Origin of the sequence: Aquimarina sp. Aq107 (assembly GCF_943733665.1) — a bacterium.
GTDB lineage: Bacteria > Bacteroidota > Bacteroidia > Flavobacteriales > Flavobacteriaceae > Aquimarina.
The window spans coordinates 2,804,307-2,824,529 of record NZ_OX030782.1 but is presented as its reverse complement, the minus strand read 5'-3'; the positions used below and the strand labels follow the sequence as shown (position 1 = coordinate 2,824,529).

Sequence of the window (20,223 nt, the reverse complement as noted above, 5' to 3'; positions counted from 1 at the left end):
TATGAATTTTCACAGCACAAACTCATTTAATACTAGGAAACTACTATTAAAACACAAAATTATTGCTGCCGTCTGCGCAGTATTTATGCTAACTCCTTTTGTCAATTATGCTCAGACACAGAGTTTAGCGAGACATGAAACTCCTTATAATTTAACCTTAAAATCAGATGGAGTTGTAGGTAAGAATAACTCGCAAGTAATTACGGAAGAAGTTTCGGAAACAGGAGCTACTTGGTTACGTCTTTTTTTTAAAGATGTAAATTTAGGTAATCATAGTACGATTACGATTACTTCAAAATTAGATGGGGCGACTCAGACCTTAACATCTAAAACTATAAAGGACTGGAATAACTCTAGTGCTTATTTTAATGGAGATGCTGTTACAATTACTTTATCTGTAGCGGCAAATGATTCATCAGTTGGAATTAATATTTCGGAATTAAGTGTTGGGGAACTTGATCCTACTGTAAAATCACAATGTGGATCTAGCGATGATAGGGTAGATTCTGCAGACGACGCTATTGGAAGAATGGTTCCTGTTGGATGTACAGGTTGGATAATTACTAATGGTAGGTTAGTTACTGCAGGTCACTGTGTAGGTAGCAGTGCTCAGGTAATCGAATTTAATGTGCCAAAATCAAACCCGGATAGAACAATAGTTCATCCTGGACCAGAGGATCAATATCCAATAGGAAATTTTGTGTCACCTTATCCAAGTAGTCCAAGTCAGGCAAATGACTGGGCAGTTTTTGAAGGGTTCGCGAATTCTCAAACAGGCCAAACACCAATTCAGGCACAAGGAGCATCATACAATGTAGTGCAAGATGCACCTGGAGCAAATATCACAATAACTGGTTTTGGAACAGATACCGGAATTGATAATCAAACACAACAAATTCATACTGGACCATTAAGTTCTTCGACAAATACCTTTGTTAGATATAGAACAGATACTACAGGAGGAAACTCTGGTAGTCCAATAATAGATACTGCAACAGGAAATGCTGTTGGAGTTCATGCCTACGGAGGATGTTCTGGATCTGGAGGATCTAACTCAGGAGAAAGAGCTACTATACCTGCTTTCTGGGATGCTATGGGATTAGGTACGCCACCACCACCGCCGTCAGATGAGTGTTCAGGGGATGTATCATCTTTTCCTTATAACGAAAGTTTTGAAGGATCAATTGGAGCTTGGTCACAATCATCTAGTGATGATATTAATTGGACTGTAAATTCAGGAGGGACTCCTTCTAATGGAACAGGACCAAGTGGAGCAGTTGATGGAAGCTCTTACATTTATGTAGAAGCATCTGGAAATGGAACTGGATATCCAAATAAGCAAGCAATCTTAAACGCACCTTGTTTAAATTTTAATGGTGTTTCTTCACCAACATTAAGTTTTCAATATCATATGACAGGAAACGCGGTAGGAACATTAAACATAGAAGCTAGAACTAATAATTCTGGAAATTGGAGTAGTGTATTTACTAGATCTGGAGATCAAGGAGCGGATTGGAATACTGCAAGTGTAGATCTTTCTGCATATGCAGGTAATTCTAGTGTGCAATTACGATTAAATGTAGTAACTGGTACAAGCTGGCAAGGAGATATTACAATTGATGATTTAAGTATAACTAATGGGAATACACCGCCACCACCAACTTGTGATTCATTGAATTTTAATGATTTTGCGATTACAGGTTTTTCTAATCAAGATGCTGCTGGGAACTTTTCTATAGGTAATGGAGGAGCTTCTATATCAATGACTAATAATACTTGGAAATACATTCCTTTTAACTATAATGTAACTGCCAATACGGTTATCGAGTTTACTTTTAGTAGTAGTAGTCAAGGAGAAATCCACGGAGTTGGTTTTGAAGATGATAATTCTTTAACTTCTAGTAGATACTTTAAAGTTCATGGTTCACAGAATTATGGAGTTACTAATTTTGATGATTATGCAGGCGGAACCAAAACATATATTATTCCTGTAGGTAATTTTTATACAGGAGACATGGATAGATTGGTATTTATAAATGATAATGATGCAGGTAGTGGAAATAATTCTACTTTTTCTGATGTTAAAATTTATGAAGGTTCTTGTGGACAATCAGCTACTGCAGAAAGTATAATCGCTGATTTAGAATCTACTGAAGCGATTTTAGGAGATGAACCAGAAGGTATATTTAATGACGTAAGAATTGCACCGAACCCAACGACGAATAATTTTTCGATATATCTTAATCCGTTTGTTAAAAAAGCAAATGCGACAGTATTTTCTATTCTAGGTCAAAAACAAGCTGAGATAGAACTTCAACCAGGAGCAAACACGATTTCTGCTAAGAATTTATCATTAGGATTAGGTATTTATTTAATTCGAATAGAGAGCGATGGGGAATCTAAAACACAAAAACTAATAATCAATTAATAAATGATATAGAATTAAATTTAGTTACTATTATAATAGAGAAGCACCCTAAGTTTTAGGGTGCTTTTTTTGTAAGTGTTCTTTAATGATTTTAAGTCACTTAAAAGAAGCAAAACAAATTTTATTTGCTTTCTACGAATTATTTCGTAGATTTGTTACGAAATAATTCGTAGTATGAAACAATATACAGATAAAGAGTTTGATATTCTGACTATTCTATGGAATTGTAAGGAAGCTTCGGTGCAAGAGGTGCATGAGAAATTAAATAGTAGTAGTGGATATACAACTACTTTAAAACTGATGCAGATCATGTTTGATAAAGGTTTTTTAGAAAGACGGAAAGAAGGTAAAAAACATATTTATGTTCCCTTAGTTGATCAAGAAAAAGCACAAGAATCAGGTATTAAAAAAATGATCAGTGGTCTTTTTGGAGGATCTAAACTTAGTTTTGCTCAAAGTTTCTTAGGTAATGCAAAACCTTCTAAAGAGGAGTTAGAAGCGATCAAAGAAATGATTAAAAAAATAGAAAAGGATGCTGGAGATTCTTTATAGTAATTTATTAAATCTTTTGTTTGACTCAATCTGGATTGGCGGAGTATTTTGGTTACTTCTCCAGATTTCTCTACAGTTGATACAACCGAAATATGCAAATTATAGATATTATGTGTCCTTGCTATTATTTTTTAGTTTTAGTTATTATATCATTTGGTTATGACTCGATGTATGATCTATGGTTGAAACCAAAAATACTTCAACTAACTTCTATAATAGAGCAAAAATCGATAGGTTTCAATGTAGTAGATAAACTTGAATTATTTATTGTTACAAATAAGTATTTAATTTGTTTGTTTTGGTTTTTTGGTTTGAGTATAAGTATTCTTAAGCTTTTCTTTCAAACTAAAGCTGTATACAGTGTTAAAGAATCAGGAGTTGTCGATTACGGCTTGTTAGAGCTAAAGAAAAGCCTTATTGAGAAATTAGAAATCAAAAAAGACGTTCTTATTAAATTTATCAAGAATGGCAGTCATCCGTTTACTATTGGGTATTGGCGTCCAATAATCTATTTTCCGATACAAGCCGTAACTACTTTTTCTGAAGAAGAGTTAGAATTGATCCTTTTTCACGAATTAATACATATAAAAAGAAATGATTTTTTGATAAACTTAGTACAAATTTGTGTCGAGACTATTTTCTTTTTTAACCCTTTCATAATTCATATTTCTAAAATAATAAAAAACGAAAGAGAAGTATCTTGTGATTTTAATGTAATTAAAGAGGGGTATTCTACATTGTCTTATGCTAAAGCATTACAGCGTTCTTATAAATTACATTACGATTTGTCTCTAAGTTTTGGTAATCAAAATGTGTACAATAGAGTTAAAAACCTTACTTGGTTTAAGACAGACAGTAAGAAGAATAATTCTTATAAAAATAGTATTCTTGGACTTCTTTTTATTGGTTTTCTTTTTATAGGATTTGGATTTAGTATTTCTACTAAAAGTAATTTATCCAAAAAAATCTTAGGAAATGATATTGCCGTATATCCGAGAGTATATGTTAATACAGATACGCTTATTCTTCAGTCCGATCCATCCCGTCACTTGCATTTATATTGCGAAGAAGAGTATGCGTATTATGAAGATGGGATTCTTAAAAATAATGAGTTAGAGAATAACTTCAGTATAGAAAGAATTGATAAAGGTTCGTACATAGAAGTGATACATTTTGATAAGAAAAAAAAGCAGGTAATAGGTAAGATGCGGAAGAAAAAGGACAATTCGGATTGGTTGCATTTCCTTAATGAATTAAGTAATTATTGTATGTTCACTCCAGATGAAATTGTAAGGTATATTGATTTTGCCGTGTTAGGAGATATCTATATAGGTGATGAACGTTTGCCGAAAGAGAAACAGAAAGAACTAAGAAGAGAGTATCCAAAAGCTTTTGGAGAATCTCTATTGAAATCAGATGATATTGCGTTTGTAAAAGAAATGATTTTAGAACTTCAGAAGGATAATTTATTAGAAACTAATTATGATACATCGCAAGTTGTTTTTCAAGTTAAAAATGGAGACTTATTATATTTAAACGATTCCGTTCTTAACAAAAAATATGCAGACAAGTATTTTATTTATTTAAGAAAAATTTCAGGAGAAAATTTTTATGAACTCGTTAAATATCGAATAAAATAAGACAGATTCGATCAAAAATAATTCACACAATTTAATTCAATCAAATTATGAAAAAGCTGTTTTTAGGAGTATTAGTAACCTTATTTTTTAGTTGTAATAAATCAGATAAAACTATTCTGGACCAAACTATAACAAAATTAAATACATTAGAAACTATATCGTATAATGCACAAGTAACATTTCTTCCTAAAAAAGATGATAGAAATAATGTTTTTAAAGGGAGTTGCTATTATGATTTTACTAGCAAAGATACTTTGCTAGGAGCTAGATATCATTTTGTAACCGAAGATGGAGATGAACAGGTTTTTGACGGAGAAAAAGTGTTTTATAGTTCTGTTAAAGAAGAAAGAGTTTTGTATGAAAATGATCCTAAGGATTATCAAGTGAATAGTTCAATTTTTGGCTTACGTTCTCTGTTGGAATTAAAAAAGGTTTTACCAATATTAACTAGTGACCCTACAATTATCCTAGAAAAAAGAAAAGATATGGTTATTAATAATTTAGCATGTCACTCGTTTAATTTTACCATCTCAGATAGGTACATTTCAAATGGTAAATTGGTTAATGTAAAAGATGAATTGAAAGGTTATGTTTATAATTATGAAATTGCAATTTCTAAAAGTAATAAACTACCTATATATATTCGTACAAGTAATTCTTTAGCTGATCAGGTAATCATATCAAAATTAAGTGATTTTAATGTTGATGCTAATAGGGATACATTAATTTGGAGTTATGAAAGGTTTCCTGAAGGATATTTAACAATGAGTGAGAGAGAATTCTATAAACGAGAAAGAATGAATATGGAAGGTAGCATTGGAAAAAAAGCACCTGATTTTACTCTACCCAGTCTAGAAGGTGATACGATTTCTTTATCCAAAATAAATAATAAACTTACATTATTAGAATTTTGGTTTCCTAATTGTGGTGGATGTGTAGAAGCTGTGCCTCATGTAAATGAAATACAAAAAAAGTACAAACAAAAAGGATTAGATGTTTATGGAATAGAATTTACTAGATCAAATGATAAAGGGTTAAAGGAGTATGTAGAAAAACAAAAGATAGAAATACCTACTTTGTATTTAGGGAAAGGTACAGCTTCATTATATGGCACTTCTGCAGCTCCAACTTTTGTTTTGTTAAATGAGCAAAAAGAAATTTTATATATACGTATGGGGTTAGAAAAAGAAACGCTGATAAAAAATATAGAGGCTGCATTAGGGATTTAACCTATCTAATTAAAATAAGTTTTAAGATTCGGATTTAATGTAATTCGAATCTTTTTCTTTTATGTATGGGTATAACTGTAACGTTTTGCTCAATATTTCGTCATATATGTATAAGTTGCTAATTTAATTAGCAATTTTATAAAACAATCATCAACCAAAAATAAAAGAAATCATGAGACAAGACAGATCATTACTCGTTATTACCCATTTATCGCAATTATTAGACCTTGTAACCGGATTCGGTGGATTTATAGTACCATTGATACTTTGGTTAACGCAAAGAGAACAGGTGTTAGCAATGGATAATCATGGAAAATCAATTATGAATTTTCAGATAAGTATGTTTATTTATGCGATTGTTTGTATACCACTAATATTATTATTTGGATTAGGAGTTTTAGGATTAATCGTTATTGGTATTCTATGTTTGGTATTTCCAATAATAAATGCAATTAAAGCTAGTAATGGAGAGGAACCATCGTATCCTTTGTCGATGGAAATTATAAAATAATAAATAAATAAGAGGGACGATTTATAATCGTCCCTCTTTATATATAAGTTGAGAATTTAAATTTTAGTGTTGATTAATTCTAAAATCTGGATAAGCATCCATTCCGTGTTCGTGACCATCAAGACCATCTATTTCTTCTTTCTCAGAAACTCTAATTCCAATAGTTTTCTTTAAAGCAAATATGATGATGAAAGAAGTTAGTACGCAAAACCCACCAGCAGCTAATACTCCAACTCCTTGTACTAAGAATTGATCAAAACCAGCTTTTGCCCCAAAAATTCCAACGGCTAAGGTTCCCCAAATACCACAGATTAAGTGAACAGTAATAGCTCCTACAGGATCATCTAGCTTTAATTTGTCAATCAATGCTACACCAAATACTATGATAGCACCAGCAATAGCTCCAATTAATACAGCATCTGTTGGGGTCATTTGATCAGCACCAGCAGTAATTCCTACTAATCCACCAAGAATACCGTTTAAGAACATTGTTAAATCGTAGTTTTTGTATAATAACGTTGAAACTAAAAAAGCAACAACTCCACCAGCAGCGGCAGCAAGAGATGTCGTTACTAGAGTAAGAGATGTTCCAGCGGCATCAGCAGAAAGTACAGAACCACCGTTAAATCCAAACCATCCTAACCATAGAATTAAAACACCGGCAGCAGCTAACGGAATGTTGTGACCTGGTATAGCGTTTGGCTTACCGTCAGAACCAAATTTTCCAATTCTAGATCCTAATAACCATACAGCTACCAAAGCAGCCCATCCTCCTACAGAATGAACTAAGGTAGAACCAGCAAAGTCATAAAAACCTTCAGCTTCGCCAATCTGGAATGATGATAAGAAACCACCTCCCCATTGCCAAGAACCTACAATTGGATATACAACTCCTACATATATGATAGTAAAAATCATAAAAGCTCCTAGCTTAATACGTTCCGCAACAGCTCCAGAAACTATTGTAGCTGCTGTAGCTGCAAACATTCCTTGGAATAAGAAATCAGTCCAATATGTGTATCCTTCATTATATGTTAAGTCTAAAGCTCCTTCTACAACAGGAGAACTCAAACCGAATCCTGCAAATCCAATAAATCCGGCAGCATCTTTTTCAAATCCAGGATACATCAAATTAAATCCTACTAGGCAGTATAGTAATAAACCTACACAGATGATGAATACGTTTTTGAAAAGAATATTGATTGTGTTTTTTTGACGAGTTAATCCAATTTCTAAAAAAGAAAAACCCAAGTGCATGAAAAAGACTAGTGCTGTACACACCATCATCCATACGTTGTTTATAGTTAACATTTCCATTATATAATTGACTATTAAAAGTTATTTTTTGTTTTCAGTTGGTAATTTGTGTGTGTGGTGGTTAGGATAGTGTAGAGCCTCCTTTTTCGGAAGTACGAATTCTATATGCTTCTTTTATATCGGATACAAATACTTTTCCATCTCCGACTTCTCCAGTTTTACCAGCCTCAAGAATTGCAGATACAGCTGCTTCTTCAAACTCGTCGTTTACCACGATGGATAAAAAGCGTCTTTGGATGTCTGTTGTACTATATGATATTCCACGATACACGTGTCCTTTTTTTTCATTACCCACACCAGTAACATCCCAATAAGAAAAGAATGTAATACCCTTTTCGTGTAAAGCTTCTTTTACAACGCGGTATTTTGATCTTCTGATGATTGCTTCTATTTTCTTCATAAAGATTAAAAGTTAAAATTAATGTTAAATCTGTGTCAAAAATATGTGAATTACTTTTTAGCCTCAAAATTTTAAAGGGTAATCATGGTATTTTTATCATTTTGAAATATTTACCCCCTAAAAAATTAGGGGTATGTATTTTTTGTAGAAATAACTGAGAATTTCTCAGTAGGAGATTTCTGTTTTTTTACGAAAACGTTTTCATTGGTGTTTATTGACCCTAAATTGCTGTAAACCCCTATGTTATTTGGTGTTTTTTGCCAAAAACTACGTTATTAAATTCGTAATTTGAAGTCTTTATTTTAGGATTCTATTAGTTAAATAGTACTTTTTTTATCGAGCTCCAAAAAGTGATGTTCGATAATCGGTTTTTCTTTCTCCTTCCTTAAGGTTTTGTTAATTTCAACAACTTGAAACACTTTAGATCGGAAATAATATGAAGAAACAAGGAATGTATCTGCCAGAATTCGAACACGACGCATGTGGTGCCGGATTTATTTGTAGCTTGGAAGGGAAAAAGTCTAATGATATTATTCATAAGGCATTAGAAATTCTTGAAAAATTAGAACATCGTGGAGCTGTAAGCTCTGATGGAAAAACAGGAGATGGAGCGGGAATACTGATAGATATACCACATGATTTCTTTATAGAAAATTGTTCATTTAATTTACCTGAGTCTGGAGAATATGCTGTAAGTAATGTGTTCTTACCTAAAAAAGAAAATCAAAGACAATACTGTATTGATACTTTTGAAAAAAATATCACCGATCAAGGTCTTGTTCTTTTGGGATGGAGAGACGTACCTGTTGATACAGTACATTTAGGAGAAATAGCAGCAACTACAGAACCTTCGATTAAACAAATTTTTATTGGCAAAAGTGATAAGGAGCAGAGCTATTTTGACTTTAATTTAAAGTTATTTACTGCTCGTAAGGTTACAGAACATGAAATATACAGTTCTAAACTGTCAGAGAATAAGTTCTTTTATTTACCAAGCTTATCTACAAAGACTTTAATATTTAAAGGTTTATTAATGCCAGAAGATATTAAATTGTACTATACAGATCTTATGGATCCAAAAGTGGTAACTAGGTTAGCCTTGGTACACCAACGTTTTTCTACAAATACATTTCCTACTTGGGATTTATCACAACCATTCCGATATATGTGTCATAATGGTGAGATTAATACTTTAAGAGGAAATGTTACCAGAATGCGTTCCCGAGAGGAATTATTAGCCAGTGATTGGTTTGGAGACGATATTAAAAATATACTGCCAGTAGTTCTTAAGGGAAAATCGGATTCTGCATCTATGGATATGGTTGTAGAATTATTATTAATGACTGGACGATCACTTCCAGAAGTTATGATGATGATGGTGCCAGAAGCTTGGGAAAAGAACTCAGAAATGTCTAAAGCTAAAAGAGCATTTTATGAATATAATTCATGTGCTATGGAACCATGGGATGGTCCAGCTTCTATTCCGTTTACTGATGGTAATTATATTGGAGCAGTATTGGATAGAAATGGATTAAGACCTTCTCGTTATACTGTTACTAAAGATGGATATGTAATTATGTCTTCTGAAACAGGTGTAGTAGATATAGAACCAAGCAATTTAGAGTTTCATGGTAGATTGGAACCTGGTAAGATGTTCTTGGTAAATATGGACGAAGGTAGAATTGTTAATGATGAGGAAATAAAGGAAGAGATTGCATCAAAACATCCATATAGAGAATGGTTAGATAATAATTTAGTGCACCTAAAAGATATTGCTTACAATGATTGTCCTTTATTTTTAGGTGAAGAAACTATTGATAAACGTAAAGAAGTATTCGGATACACTCAGGAAGATATTGATACGATTATCGTTCCGATGAGTCAATTAGCAAAGGAACCAATTGGTTCTATGGGATCAGATACGCCAATTGCTGTACTTTCTCAGAGGTCGCAATTAATTTACAATTACTTTAAACAGTTATTTGCACAAGTAACCAACCCTCCTTTAGATGGAATTCGAGAAGAACTGATTACAGATATTAGTTTGACACTAGGAGCAGATCACAATATTTTTGATATTGATGAAAAGCATTGTAATAAGCTAAAGATTCAGAATCCAGTAATTTCTAAAGAAGATTTAGATAAGATCAAAACATATTCAGATAAAGGCTTTAAAGCAACCTCTGTTTCTATGTTATATAATATTAATAGAGGACTTAATGGGTTAGAAGATGCTTTAGAAGCTACTTTACAAAAGGTATCTGAGGCAATTGATGATGGAAGTAATATTATAATACTTTCTGATAGAAATATAAGTAAGCATCGAGCACCGATTCCGGCATTATTAGCTTGTTCTTTTGTAAATAGTGGTCTACAGAAATTAGGGAAACGTTCTCAAGTAAGTATCATAATAGAATCTGCAGAACCAAGAGAGGTACATCACTTTGCTTTATTATTTGGATATGGGGCCAGTGCTATAAATCCTTATATGGTAAATGAAATTATCAAGGAACAAATTGAAGACAATAATATTACAGAGTTAGCTGCAGAAGAAGCGGTTAATAATTACAATAAGGCTGTAGGTAAAGGCGTATTGAAGGTGATGAATAAAATTGGTATCTCTACCTTAAATTCTTACCGTAGTTCTCAACTTTTCGAATGTATTGGGATTAATACTAAAGTAGTAGATAAGTATTTTCCGAATACTGCTACTAGAATTCAAGGAATTGGATTGTACGAAATCGAAAAGGAAATTGCTAAGCGTCATAAAAGAGCATATATAGAAAGAGAAGTAGATGCAGATTTAGATTTAGAAATAGGTGGACAATATAGATGGAGACGAAATGGTGAAAAACACCAGTTTAATCCGCTTTCTGTAGCTAAACTTCAGAAATCAGTAAGAGATAATGATCCTAAAACTTATAAAGAATATGCAAGTTTAATTAATGAGCAGTCTAAAAGTTTAATGACCATTCGCGGATTATTAGAATTCTCTAACTATGATCCAATTCCACTAGATGAGGTAGAGCCTTGGACAGAAATTGTAAAACGCTTTAAAACAGGAGCGATGTCCTATGGGTCAATAAGTCAAGAAGCACATGAAAACCTAGCGGTCGCTATGAATCGTATTGGCGGAAAAAGTAATTCGGGAGAAGGAGGAGAGAATCCACTACGTTTTTATAAAGATGTAAATGGGGATTGGAAAAATAGCGCTATCAAGCAAGTCGCTTCAGGTAGATTTGGTGTTTCTTCGAATTATTTAACAAATGCTGCAGAGATACAGATAAAAATGGCTCAAGGAGCTAAACCAGGAGAAGGAGGTCAATTACCAGGTCCAAAAGTGAATCCTGAGATTGCTAAGACTCGTAATTCTACTCCATATGTTGGATTAATTTCACCACCACCACATCACGATATATATTCTATTGAAGATTTATCCCAGTTAATTTATGACTTAAAATCAGCTAATAGAGATGCTAGAATTAATGTAAAATTAGTTTCAGAAGTAGGAGTAGGAACTGTTGCAGCAGGAGTAGCAAAGGCAAAGGCAGACGTAGTATTAATATCTGGATTTGATGGAGGAACAGGAGCATCACCATTAACATCATTAAAACATGCTGGATTGCCTTGGGAATTAGGAATAGCTGAAGCACAACAGACTTTAGTAGGGAATAATCTACGTAGTCGTATTGTATTAGAGTGTGATGGACAATTAAAAACAGGAAGAGATGTAGCAGTAGCTTGTCTGTTAGGGGCAGAAGAATTTGGATTTGCCACAGCTCCTTTAGTAGCTTCTGGATGTATTATGATGCGTGTTTGTCACTTAAACACTTGTCCTGTAGGTATAGCAACTCAAAACCCTGAATTGCGTAAGAAGTTTAAAGGAAAACCAGAACACGTAGTAAATTACATGTATTTCGTAGCTCAAGAGCTAAGAGAAATTATGGCTCAACTTGGTTTCCGTACGATTAATGAAATGGTAGGACAGGTACATAAATTAGATCGTAAGCAAGCTATCGAACATTATAAAACTGCAGGAGTTGATCTTTCACCAATATTACATCAGGTAGAAGCTTCAGAAGGAGTAGGTATATACAATTCCGAAATACAAGATCATGGATTAGGAAAATCTATAGATTTTGAAATTATAGAACAGGCGCATCAAGCGTTGTTTAGAAAAGAAAAGACCACTTTAGACTTTGACATTACAAATACCGATAGAGCAGTAGGTGCTATTCTGAGTAATGAAATTTCTAAAATTTATGGGGCTCAAGGGTTACCTGAAAGTACCCTAAAATTAAATTTCACAGGTGCAGCTGGACAAAGTTTTGGAGCTTTTGCAACCAAGGGATTAACAATGATCGTAAATGGAAACACAAATGACTACTTAGGGAAAGGACTTTCTGGAGCTAAGTTAATTATTAAAGTTCCGGATGAAGCAACACTTGTTCCAGAAAACAATGTAATTACAGGAAATGTTACATTATATGGAGCAACAGATGGAGAAGTATTTATCAATGGTAAGGCTGGAGAACGTTTTTGTGTTCGTAACTCAGGAGCCAGAGCTGTTGTAGAAGGTATTGGAGATCATGGATGTGAATATATGACTGGTGGAGTTGCCGTTATCCTTGGTGAAGTAGGAAGAAACTTTGGAGCAGGGATGTCTGGAGGTATTGCATATATATATGATGATAAAAAGACATTCGAAGCGCATTGTAATAAAGAAGCGCTAAACTTGGATCCTGTAGAAATACCAGAAGATGTGATAGAACTTAAAAACTTAATTGAATCACACTATAATGCAACACTAAGCCCTTTAGCACAGAGAATTCTCGAGAATTGGGAGAGCGAATTACCAAAATTCATTAAGATCTTTCCAGAGGAATACAAGCAGGCTTTAAAAAGATTAGAAGAAGAAAAATTAGCACAAGCATAAACGATAATAGACATGGGAAAGATAACTGGATTTTTAGAATTTGAAAGAGAGATTGAACAGTACCAGCCTGTTAAAGATCGTATAAAAGGATATAAGGAGTTTACTGTGCCAATGGAGGAAAGTAAGCTTAAAAATCAAGGTGCAAGATGCATGGATTGCGGAATCCCTTTTTGTCATAGTGGATGTCCATTAGGAAACCTAATACCTGATTTTAATGATGCTGTATATCGTGGTAAATGGGAAAAGGCAGCTCGAATATTACATTCGACTAATAACTTTCCAGAATTTACGGGTAGATTATGTCCAGCACCTTGCGAAGAAGCTTGTGTTCTAGGGATTAATGAAGATCCTGTAACGATAGAAAATATTGAAAAAAATATAGTAGAAGAAGCTTTTAAAAATGGATGGGTAAAAGCGAATCTACCTAAAGAGAGAACAGGAAAGACAGTCGCAGTTATAGGTTCTGGACCTGCTGGACTTGCTGCTGCCCAACAGTTAAATAGAGCTGGACATTTAGTAACTGTTTTCGAAAGAGATGAAAAGGTAGGAGGATTGTTACGATATGGGATTCCTGACTTTAAGATGGAAAAAAATGTAATCGATCGAAGAGTTGCTGTTTTAGAAGAAGAAGGTATTGTTTTTAAAACAAATACACATATAGGTAAAGATGTTAAAGCGGATCAACTAAAAGCTGATTTTGATGCTGTAGTATTATGTACAGGTGCTACAGTAAGACGTAAGTTACCGGTAAAAGGAGCTGATCTAAAAGGAGTGGTTCAGGCTATGGATTTTCTTCCACAAAACAATCGTAGAGTCGATGGGATTAAAGATTTAGGCGAAGAAATTCTTGCAACGGATAAAGATGTAATCGTAATCGGAGGTGGAGATACAGGATCAGATTGTATTGGAACTTCTGTACGACATGGTGCAACATCTGTGACGAATTTTGAAATCATGGGTAAAGGTACTGTTGAACGCCCTGCTAATCAACCATGGCCTTTTTGGCCAATGAGATTACGAACGAGTTCTTCACATCAAGAAGGAGTGGAACGTAATTGGAGTATTTCTACAAAAGAATTTTTGGGAGATGAAAATGGTAATCTTAGAGGTTTAATAACATCTGAAGTTGAATGGGTAAAAGAGAATGGTCGTTTTACTTTAAAAGAGATTCCAGATACAGAAAAAGAATGGAAATGTGAGTTAGCTTTATTGGCATTAGGGTTTACTGGTTCAGAACCTACAATTGCAGAACAATTAGGTATTGATATGGATGTAAGAACAAATATAAAAGCTACAGAAGAAAATTATGCTACCAACGTAAAAGGTGTTTTTGCAGCGGGTGATACGCGAAGAGGACAATCATTAATTGTTTGGGCTATCGCAGAAGGTAGACAAGCGGCATATCATATAGATACATATCTTATGGGAAGTTCTAATTTACCTCTTAAAGGGGATGGAGACTTACCAAGAATTTAGTTTTTTAGAATCTAATATTCAATATTAGTGTTAATAAAAGGCTGCTAACTATTCCGTTAGCAGCCTTTTTGCAAGGTTAGAATGTGATTATCTTTTTAAAATTTTATCATTTACTATCTTTTTCATAATAGCTTCTTTATAATTTCGACCTAATGGAATATGATGAGATTTTATGGATATTCCTTCTGTTTCGATAGCTTCAATTTTATGAATATGTATAATAAATGACTTATGAACTTGCATAAACATTTCAGAATTAAGTTGTTTTGCTACTTCTTTTAGGGGGATTAATGAGAGGTGCTTTTTTCCGTCAGATGTATGGAATGCTACATAGTTTTGCATAGCCTTAATAAACAGAATATCGTCAAAGTATATTTTCTTATAACTGCTATCACATTTTATGAAAACATAATTGGCGGTTTTATTTTCTTTGTTAGAGTTTATATTAGTGTTATTTTGTAAGAGAATGTATTGCTCTTTTACTTTACATACCGCTTTAAAAAAACGAGTAAAGGTGATCGGCTTTAGCAAATAGTCCATTACATCTAAATCAAAACCTTCTAAAGCATAGTTGGGAAAAGCAGTTGTGATTATTACCAAAGGTTTAGACTTCATAGATTTTAAAAATTCTATTCCATTCATTCTAGGCATCTGAATATCTAAAAAAAGTAACTCTACTTCGTGAGTGTTTTTAATTTTAGTAATTTCCAAAGGGTTACTACAAGTTCCTTGTAACTCTAAAAAATCTACTTCATTAATGTAATTTGTTATGCATTCTCTTGCCAGTGGTTCATCATCAATTACAATACATTTTAAAACCATAATTATCTTTTTTAAGATTGTAATGTCGCCATAGATGTAATTACATCTTCAGAAGAAACTGAGTGTGAGTTCAACTTTAATTTAAGTGCTACTCGATATAATTCTTTAGTTTTTTTGGTATAAAGATTATATTGATCTTTATAGATTAAATCTAATCTTCTTTGTACATTTTTTAATCCAATTCCATTATTTTTCATAAGATCTTCCGTTGTATAATTATCATAGGAATTAATAGAGTTTGTTATTTCAAATATGATTTCATTTTCTGTATTATGAAGTTTTATATCAATCCAGTTTTTTTGATCCATACCTTGAGAAACGTGTTTAAAAGCATTTTCTACAAATGGCATTAGAATAAAGGGTGCTATAGACCAATCACCGTACATTTGATCTTTGATCGAAGTAGTCACTTTTACTGTTTGGTCAAGACGAAGTTTCCCAAGATTAATAAAATTATGAAGATAATCAATCTCTTTTTCTAGAGGGATTTTGGCTTCATTACATTCATATAATTGATACCGCATAAGATCTGAAAAGCTGGCTAATGATTCTGAGGCCATATCCGGGTTTTTATGAATTAAAACAAAAATGGAATTGATAGTGTTAAATAAGAAATGAGGATTAAATTGAGATTTCAAAAATTTAAGCTCTGTTTCTATTTTTTCTTTTTCTAATAACTGTTGCTGTTGCTGCGATTTAATCCATTTTTCAGTCAATTTTATACTCATCGCCAATGTCATACTAGCCAGTGTAGAAGATAAAGGACCTGATTTTAATAGAGAAACAAAGGTTTGCTCACCAAATAATTCAGTAAGGGTAGTATCAGAAACATAAGCTGCAACAAAATAACCAGCAGTAATGATTAATACAGTAATTAATATGGTTAAACTAAAAAAGGAGAGGTATGTGAAGTATTTTCTTTTCTCTAAAAACTTAGGTATCAAGTAGTATAAATTAAAATATACAGCTGCAGCTTGAAAAATAAAATAGAACAAAAATTTTACATTATATGGCGAAAAAAAAATGTTATAAGCAGCTTCTTTAGCACTGCCAATACCAATTGCCCACCACATATAATGATAAACAAACCAAAACACTAGATGATGTGCCTTATAATGGTATAAACCAATAAGTATTTTAGAGTTTTTTATAGTATTTAATTGTATCGACATAAATGATATCATTTACAATCTATTAAAATAAGAAAATAGTTTTTAAACATGAGTTGAGGTTCTAATTTATTGATGAACGTATTCAAATTATTGATGAAAGTGTGTTGATCTTGTTTAGTGCTCTTTTATGAAAGCAAATACGTCATTTTTGTTATATATCAATACTTATAATGATTTTGTCAATTTCAGGAGTTACTATGTTCGTTTTCAGAATATTTTAGTTGAAACCACTAAAACTAAAACTGTATGAAACAAATTAGAGATGGACTATTCTGGCTATTTTTTTTACTACATACCTTAATGATAATAGCTCAGACTAAAATGATCAGTGAGAATGATATTAATACTGCTCTAAATAGGTTTGTTGAGGATAGTAATAAAGCAATGATAAACGCTACTCCAGAGATGATAGAAGGCTATTATTCTGATGACATTTATCTGATGCCCGCTTTTCAAAAAACACTTATAGGAAAAAAGAATGCAATGCGATATTACAAAGCATTCTTTGATCGATTTGTTATTATCGAGTACAAAAGAAAGAATATTGAAACTCTGGATTTAGGATCTCAGATTTGCGTATTAGGTGAATTTGTTATGAAAATTCGATTAAAAAAGGGAGGTGCAGTCGAAGAACTTAATGGAAAATATATGAATATATGGGTAAAACAAGAAAATAACATTTCCTTACTTTCAGAAATATGGAATTATAACCATCATACCGATATTACTGAACAATTAAAGTTTGATAATATTCCAGGTACTATTTTGGCATATCAGGAGCATCTTCCGATAAATAGTAACATTAGATTCGAAATTGCAAGTATTAATCATTTCACAGAGGAATTTATAGCACAAAGAGATCATACATTATGGGCGCAATTATATGCCGATGATGCGATCGCTTTTTTTAGCTATAAGCCAGTTTTTAAAGATAAAGCTGAACTAGATAAGTTTATCAAAGATCACGTTGTAGAACTTCCAGTTTTCGAGAAACTAAATATTAGAAACAACTACATAAATGACTTAGGAGATTATGTAGTGAATTATGCGAGTCATATAGCCAATTGGAGAAATAATGAACATTCTGGCATTAGTACTGGTAAAGGAATAAAGATATGGCAGAGAGCATCTAATGGAACCTTAAAAATTGTAAGACAGATATCAACGTATGATTATAACTATTAAATAAATTAATCCATCCATAAAGAACTCTATTATGTATACTGCTTTTTTGAAGAAAATATCAATATCATCCTGTCTAATATTCTTATGTATTCATACTACTTCTGCACAATATAAAATAAAGGGTAGTATTATAGATGACACTATTGAGTCCAGGATTCTAGCTAAAAATAAAATAGGATTAAATACTAATAGAAATATTAAAATTTACCTTCCGCCAGGTTATTCATCATCAAAAAATAAATATCCAGTAGTCTATTATTTCCATAGTTTATTTGAAAATCCAAATCAGGTGGTTTCTGATCATAAAACTCCAGAAATAATTGATAAGAATATCATAGAAAATAAATCTAAAAAATTTATTCTGGTAGTGCCTGATTTCACATCGCCAACCATTGGAAGTCTATTTGAAAATTCAAGTACAAGTGGTTTTTGGCTAGATTTTATTACTGAAGAATTGGTTCCCTTTATAGATAACAAGTATCGAACTATTTCTGATAAAAATAGCAGAGCGGTAATCGGTCATTTTATGGGTGGAAGAGGAGCATTAAAAGTTGCTATGGCGTATCCAGAAATTTTTAATATTGTTTATGCATTGCATCCAGTAGCTACTGGTTCGGGGTATTTACCAAGAATTTCTTTGGGCGTTGATTGGGATAAAGTGTTGGTGGCAAGATCTTATGAAGAAGTAGGTGATGATATTAGGACTAAGATTTTTACTAGTGTATGCCAGGCATTTCTTCCTAATCCAAATAGATCTCCTTTGTTTTGCGATTTTCTATTTGAAAAAGATGAAAATAACGTTTTACAACTTCATCCAAAAAATATAAGAAAAGAGCAAAGAGAATTTCATCTCGATGAACGGTTGGATGAGTATGCTGATAATTTAAGAAACCTTACCGCAATTGCATTTGATTGGGCAAGATTTGATCAAACACAAGCACACGTAATTTCTAATCGTAGGTTTAGTAAAAAACTGATGGATTTGGGAGTAGATCATAAGGGAGAAGAATTTGTGGGAGATCCTTGGAATAAGTATTGGGGAGATGAAGGGCGCTTAGCCACAAGAGTTTTACCTTTTTTAAACAAACACTTATCCTTTTAATGAATGTTTAAATTGATACTTATGCAGATAAAAAATATCACAATAATATTGATAATTATATTGTTAGGAACAGGATGTAATAATCAAAAAGAAAAACAAAATTTTTCTACAGAAAAAGATCAGAAATCCGTGATGGCTATTTTAAAAATATTAGATAATCATACTATTTCTGCAGAAGATAAAATGAAAGTTTGGGTAGATGATCTCGTTCATATGGCTCCGAATCAGTCTTTAATTACTGATAAAATGACCTTGATAGCACATATTGATAAAGAAAAAGAATTTGGTTTTGCTGATATGAAACATGAAATAACAGAGATACACTCTTATCAAGAAATAGTGGTGATGCAGGGCAAAGTAACTGGAGTTTTCTATCCAGCAAATACCGAAACATCAAACACTTTTAGTACTAAAAACTTATTTATTTTTAGAAGGATGAAAGATGATTCTTTGAAAATTTGGAAAGTGATTTTTAATATGACTTCATAAACAAGATTGAGAATTTTAAAAGACAGAACATGAAAAATTTTATATTCCTAACTATTATATTAATTATGTTATTGGCTTGTGAAAACTCAAAAAGTAATAAGATTAATAAATTACAAGAATCAGAAAGGGTAGAAGATCTTTTGCGAGAATATAATAAAAGAATTAGTACAGCAATAAAGACAGGTTCTTTTGAAGTAATACAAGATCTGTATGATCAAGAATCTTTGTTATTTACGGATTACAATCCATTAATAGTACATAGTGATAATATTAAACTATATTATGACATCATATTTGCGAGACAAAATGTTAAAGAATATCATAGGAAAACGATCGATGTTATAGAATTTTCTAACAGAATTATAGAAATAGGGTTGTTTACCAAAGTTTTTGAAAACTCGAAAAAATTAAATGGAAAGTATTTTAATGTTTGGAAAAAGAAGACTAATGGAAAATTAAAGATACGAGCAGAAGCATTTGGATATCTAGAGCATATTGATGATCCTAAAGTGTTTTTGGTCCCAGAAGCTAGTACATCTATATCTAAAACTATTGAAGTGCCAAGAGAATTGATGGCTTATACAACTTTGGGAAAAAGTAATGTAATAGCTAGAATTCCTGAAAAAACTGCAGATTCATATACTGATGATACCATGTATTTACCATTCGCCGATACCATTAAAACAGGAAAAGCTGTTTTGTTGGATCATTATAAAGCATATTATAAGAATCCAGTACAAATTGATTCTCTTGAGATTATGACGTATGCATATGATAAAGTAGAAAATGGATACATCAAATATGGAGGGTTTTATGTAGATTGGACAGTGCCAGGATTTTCAGGTAATACCGCAGGATCAGGGATTTCATATTGGAGAAGAGAAAAAGACAATTCACTCAGAATACATAGACAAATAGGATTGCATATCCACAAATAATCTAAGTTTTATATAGATTTTGATTA

Annotated in this window: 15 protein-coding genes; 11 read left to right on the top strand and 4 right to left on the bottom strand. The window is 32.4% G+C overall.

The window, feature by feature from the left end; all coding sequences use genetic code 11:
- The first annotated feature begins 1 nt into the window (after position 1).
- The 5 genes from NMK29_RS12070 to NMK29_RS12050 all read left to right on the top strand — a co-directional run bounded on the left by NMK29_RS12070 (position 2) and on the right by NMK29_RS12050 (position 6,360).
- Positions 2-2,428: a T9SS type A sorting domain-containing protein gene (locus NMK29_RS12070; protein WP_108805648.1), complete on the top strand. Its 2,427-nt coding sequence runs from the start codon at positions 2-4 to the stop codon at positions 2,426-2,428.
- A 174-nt stretch (positions 2,429-2,602) separates the two neighbouring features.
- Complete coding sequence (locus NMK29_RS12065) at positions 2,603-2,980, top strand: BlaI/MecI/CopY family transcriptional regulator (protein ID WP_108805647.1); 378 nt, start codon at positions 2,603-2,605, stop codon at positions 2,978-2,980.
- Positions 2,981-3,072: 92 nt separating this feature from the next.
- The gene (locus tag NMK29_RS12060) at positions 3,073-4,620 is read left to right on the top strand and encodes a M56 family metallopeptidase (protein ID WP_108805646.1); all 1,548 of its coding nucleotides are present in this window, start codon (positions 3,073-3,075) and stop codon (positions 4,618-4,620) included.
- A 47-nt stretch (positions 4,621-4,667) separates the two neighbouring features.
- Positions 4,668-5,849: a TlpA disulfide reductase family protein gene (locus tag NMK29_RS12055; RefSeq protein ID WP_108805645.1), complete on the top strand. Its 1,182-nt coding sequence runs from the start codon at positions 4,668-4,670 to the stop codon at positions 5,847-5,849.
- A 172-nt stretch (positions 5,850-6,021) separates the two neighbouring features.
- Positions 6,022-6,360, top strand: coding sequence for a DUF4870 domain-containing protein (locus NMK29_RS12050; protein WP_108805644.1), 339 nt, complete (start codon positions 6,022-6,024; stop codon positions 6,358-6,360).
- A gap of 63 nt (positions 6,361-6,423) precedes the next feature.
- Here the strand turns inward: NMK29_RS12050 and NMK29_RS12045 are convergent, their stop codons facing one another.
- A complete protein-coding gene (locus NMK29_RS12045) occupies positions 6,424-7,677 on the bottom strand; it encodes an ammonium transporter (protein WP_108805643.1) in 1,254 nt (417 codons plus the stop codon).
- Between the two features lie 61 nt (positions 7,678-7,738).
- Positions 7,739-8,077: a P-II family nitrogen regulator gene (locus tag NMK29_RS12040; RefSeq protein WP_108805642.1), complete on the bottom strand. Its 339-nt coding sequence runs from the start codon at positions 8,075-8,077 to the stop codon at positions 7,739-7,741.
- Between the two features lie 436 nt (positions 8,078-8,513).
- Between NMK29_RS12040 and gltB the strand changes: the two genes are divergently transcribed.
- Complete coding sequence (gene gltB / locus NMK29_RS12035) at positions 8,514-13,013, top strand: glutamate synthase large subunit (protein ID WP_108805641.1); 4,500 nt, start codon at positions 8,514-8,516, stop codon at positions 13,011-13,013.
- A gap of 12 nt (positions 13,014-13,025) precedes the next feature.
- Complete coding sequence (locus tag NMK29_RS12030; protein WP_108805640.1) at positions 13,026-14,489, top strand: glutamate synthase subunit beta; 1,464 nt, start codon at positions 13,026-13,028, stop codon at positions 14,487-14,489.
- Positions 14,490-14,576: 87 nt separating this feature from the next.
- On the opposite strand, the gene NMK29_RS12025 is transcribed toward NMK29_RS12030, so the two are convergent.
- Both NMK29_RS12025 and NMK29_RS12020 read right to left on the bottom strand, forming a co-directional pair.
- Positions 14,577-15,311, bottom strand: coding sequence for a LytTR family DNA-binding domain-containing protein (locus tag NMK29_RS12025; protein WP_108805639.1), 735 nt, complete (start codon positions 15,309-15,311; stop codon positions 14,577-14,579).
- 11 nt (positions 15,312-15,322) lie between these two features.
- Complete coding sequence (locus tag NMK29_RS12020) at positions 15,323-16,483, bottom strand: sensor histidine kinase (RefSeq protein WP_108805638.1); 1,161 nt, start codon at positions 16,481-16,483, stop codon at positions 15,323-15,325.
- Between the two features lie 246 nt (positions 16,484-16,729).
- On the opposite strand from NMK29_RS12020, the gene NMK29_RS12015 reads away from it, so the two are divergent.
- The 4 genes from NMK29_RS12015 to NMK29_RS12000 are packed head-to-tail and all read left to right on the top strand — an operon-like array spanning position 16,730 to position 20,197.
- Positions 16,730-17,668, top strand: coding sequence for a nuclear transport factor 2 family protein (locus NMK29_RS12015; protein WP_108805637.1), 939 nt, complete (start codon positions 16,730-16,732; stop codon positions 17,666-17,668).
- A gap of 31 nt (positions 17,669-17,699) precedes the next feature.
- On the top strand, positions 17,700-18,770 hold the full coding sequence (locus NMK29_RS12010; protein ID WP_108805636.1) for an alpha/beta hydrolase-fold protein: 1,071 nt from the start codon (positions 17,700-17,702) through the stop codon (positions 18,768-18,770).
- A 21-nt stretch (positions 18,771-18,791) separates the two neighbouring features.
- Entirely contained in the window at positions 18,792-19,259 is a 468-nt protein-coding gene (locus NMK29_RS12005; RefSeq protein ID WP_159092379.1) for a hypothetical protein, read from the top strand.
- 29 nt (positions 19,260-19,288) lie between these two features.
- Entirely contained in the window at positions 19,289-20,197 is a 909-nt protein-coding gene (locus NMK29_RS12000) for a hypothetical protein (protein ID WP_159092378.1), read from the top strand.
- Positions 20,198-20,223 lie beyond the last annotated feature (26 nt).

Excerpts from the sequence above, each read along its gene's own strand:
- NMK29_RS12045 (WP_108805643.1), bottom strand. The coding sequence starts at position 7,677 with ATGGAAATGTTAACTATAAACAACGTATGGATGATGGTGTGTACAGCA.
- NMK29_RS12005 (WP_159092379.1), top strand. The coding sequence starts at position 18,792 with ATGCAGATAAAAAATATCACAATAATATTGATAATTATATTGTTAGGA.
- NMK29_RS12065 (WP_108805647.1), top strand. The coding sequence starts at position 2,603 with ATGAAACAATATACAGATAAAGAGTTTGATATTCTGACTATTCTATGG.
- NMK29_RS12030 (WP_108805640.1), top strand. The coding sequence starts at position 13,026 with ATGGGAAAGATAACTGGATTTTTAGAATTTGAAAGAGAGATTGAACAG.
- NMK29_RS12070 (WP_108805648.1), top strand. The coding sequence starts at position 2 with ATGAATTTTCACAGCACAAACTCATTTAATACTAGGAAACTACTATTA.
- gltB (WP_108805641.1), top strand. The coding sequence starts at position 8,514 with ATGAAGAAACAAGGAATGTATCTGCCAGAATTCGAACACGACGCATGT.
- NMK29_RS12020 (WP_108805638.1), bottom strand. The coding sequence starts at position 16,483 with ATGTCGATACAATTAAATACTATAAAAAACTCTAAAATACTTATTGGT.
- NMK29_RS12060 (WP_108805646.1), top strand. The coding sequence starts at position 3,073 with ATGCAAATTATAGATATTATGTGTCCTTGCTATTATTTTTTAGTTTTA.
- NMK29_RS12000 (WP_159092378.1), top strand. The coding sequence starts at position 19,289 with ATGAAAAATTTTATATTCCTAACTATTATATTAATTATGTTATTGGCT.
- NMK29_RS12040 (WP_108805642.1), bottom strand. The coding sequence starts at position 8,077 with ATGAAGAAAATAGAAGCAATCATCAGAAGATCAAAATACCGCGTTGTA.
- NMK29_RS12025 (WP_108805639.1), bottom strand. The coding sequence starts at position 15,311 with ATGGTTTTAAAATGTATTGTAATTGATGATGAACCACTGGCAAGAGAA.
- NMK29_RS12015 (WP_108805637.1), top strand. The coding sequence starts at position 16,730 with ATGAAACAAATTAGAGATGGACTATTCTGGCTATTTTTTTTACTACAT.
- NMK29_RS12010 (WP_108805636.1), top strand. The coding sequence starts at position 17,700 with ATGTATACTGCTTTTTTGAAGAAAATATCAATATCATCCTGTCTAATA.
- NMK29_RS12055 (WP_108805645.1), top strand. The coding sequence starts at position 4,668 with ATGAAAAAGCTGTTTTTAGGAGTATTAGTAACCTTATTTTTTAGTTGT.
- NMK29_RS12050 (WP_108805644.1), top strand. The coding sequence starts at position 6,022 with ATGAGACAAGACAGATCATTACTCGTTATTACCCATTTATCGCAATTA.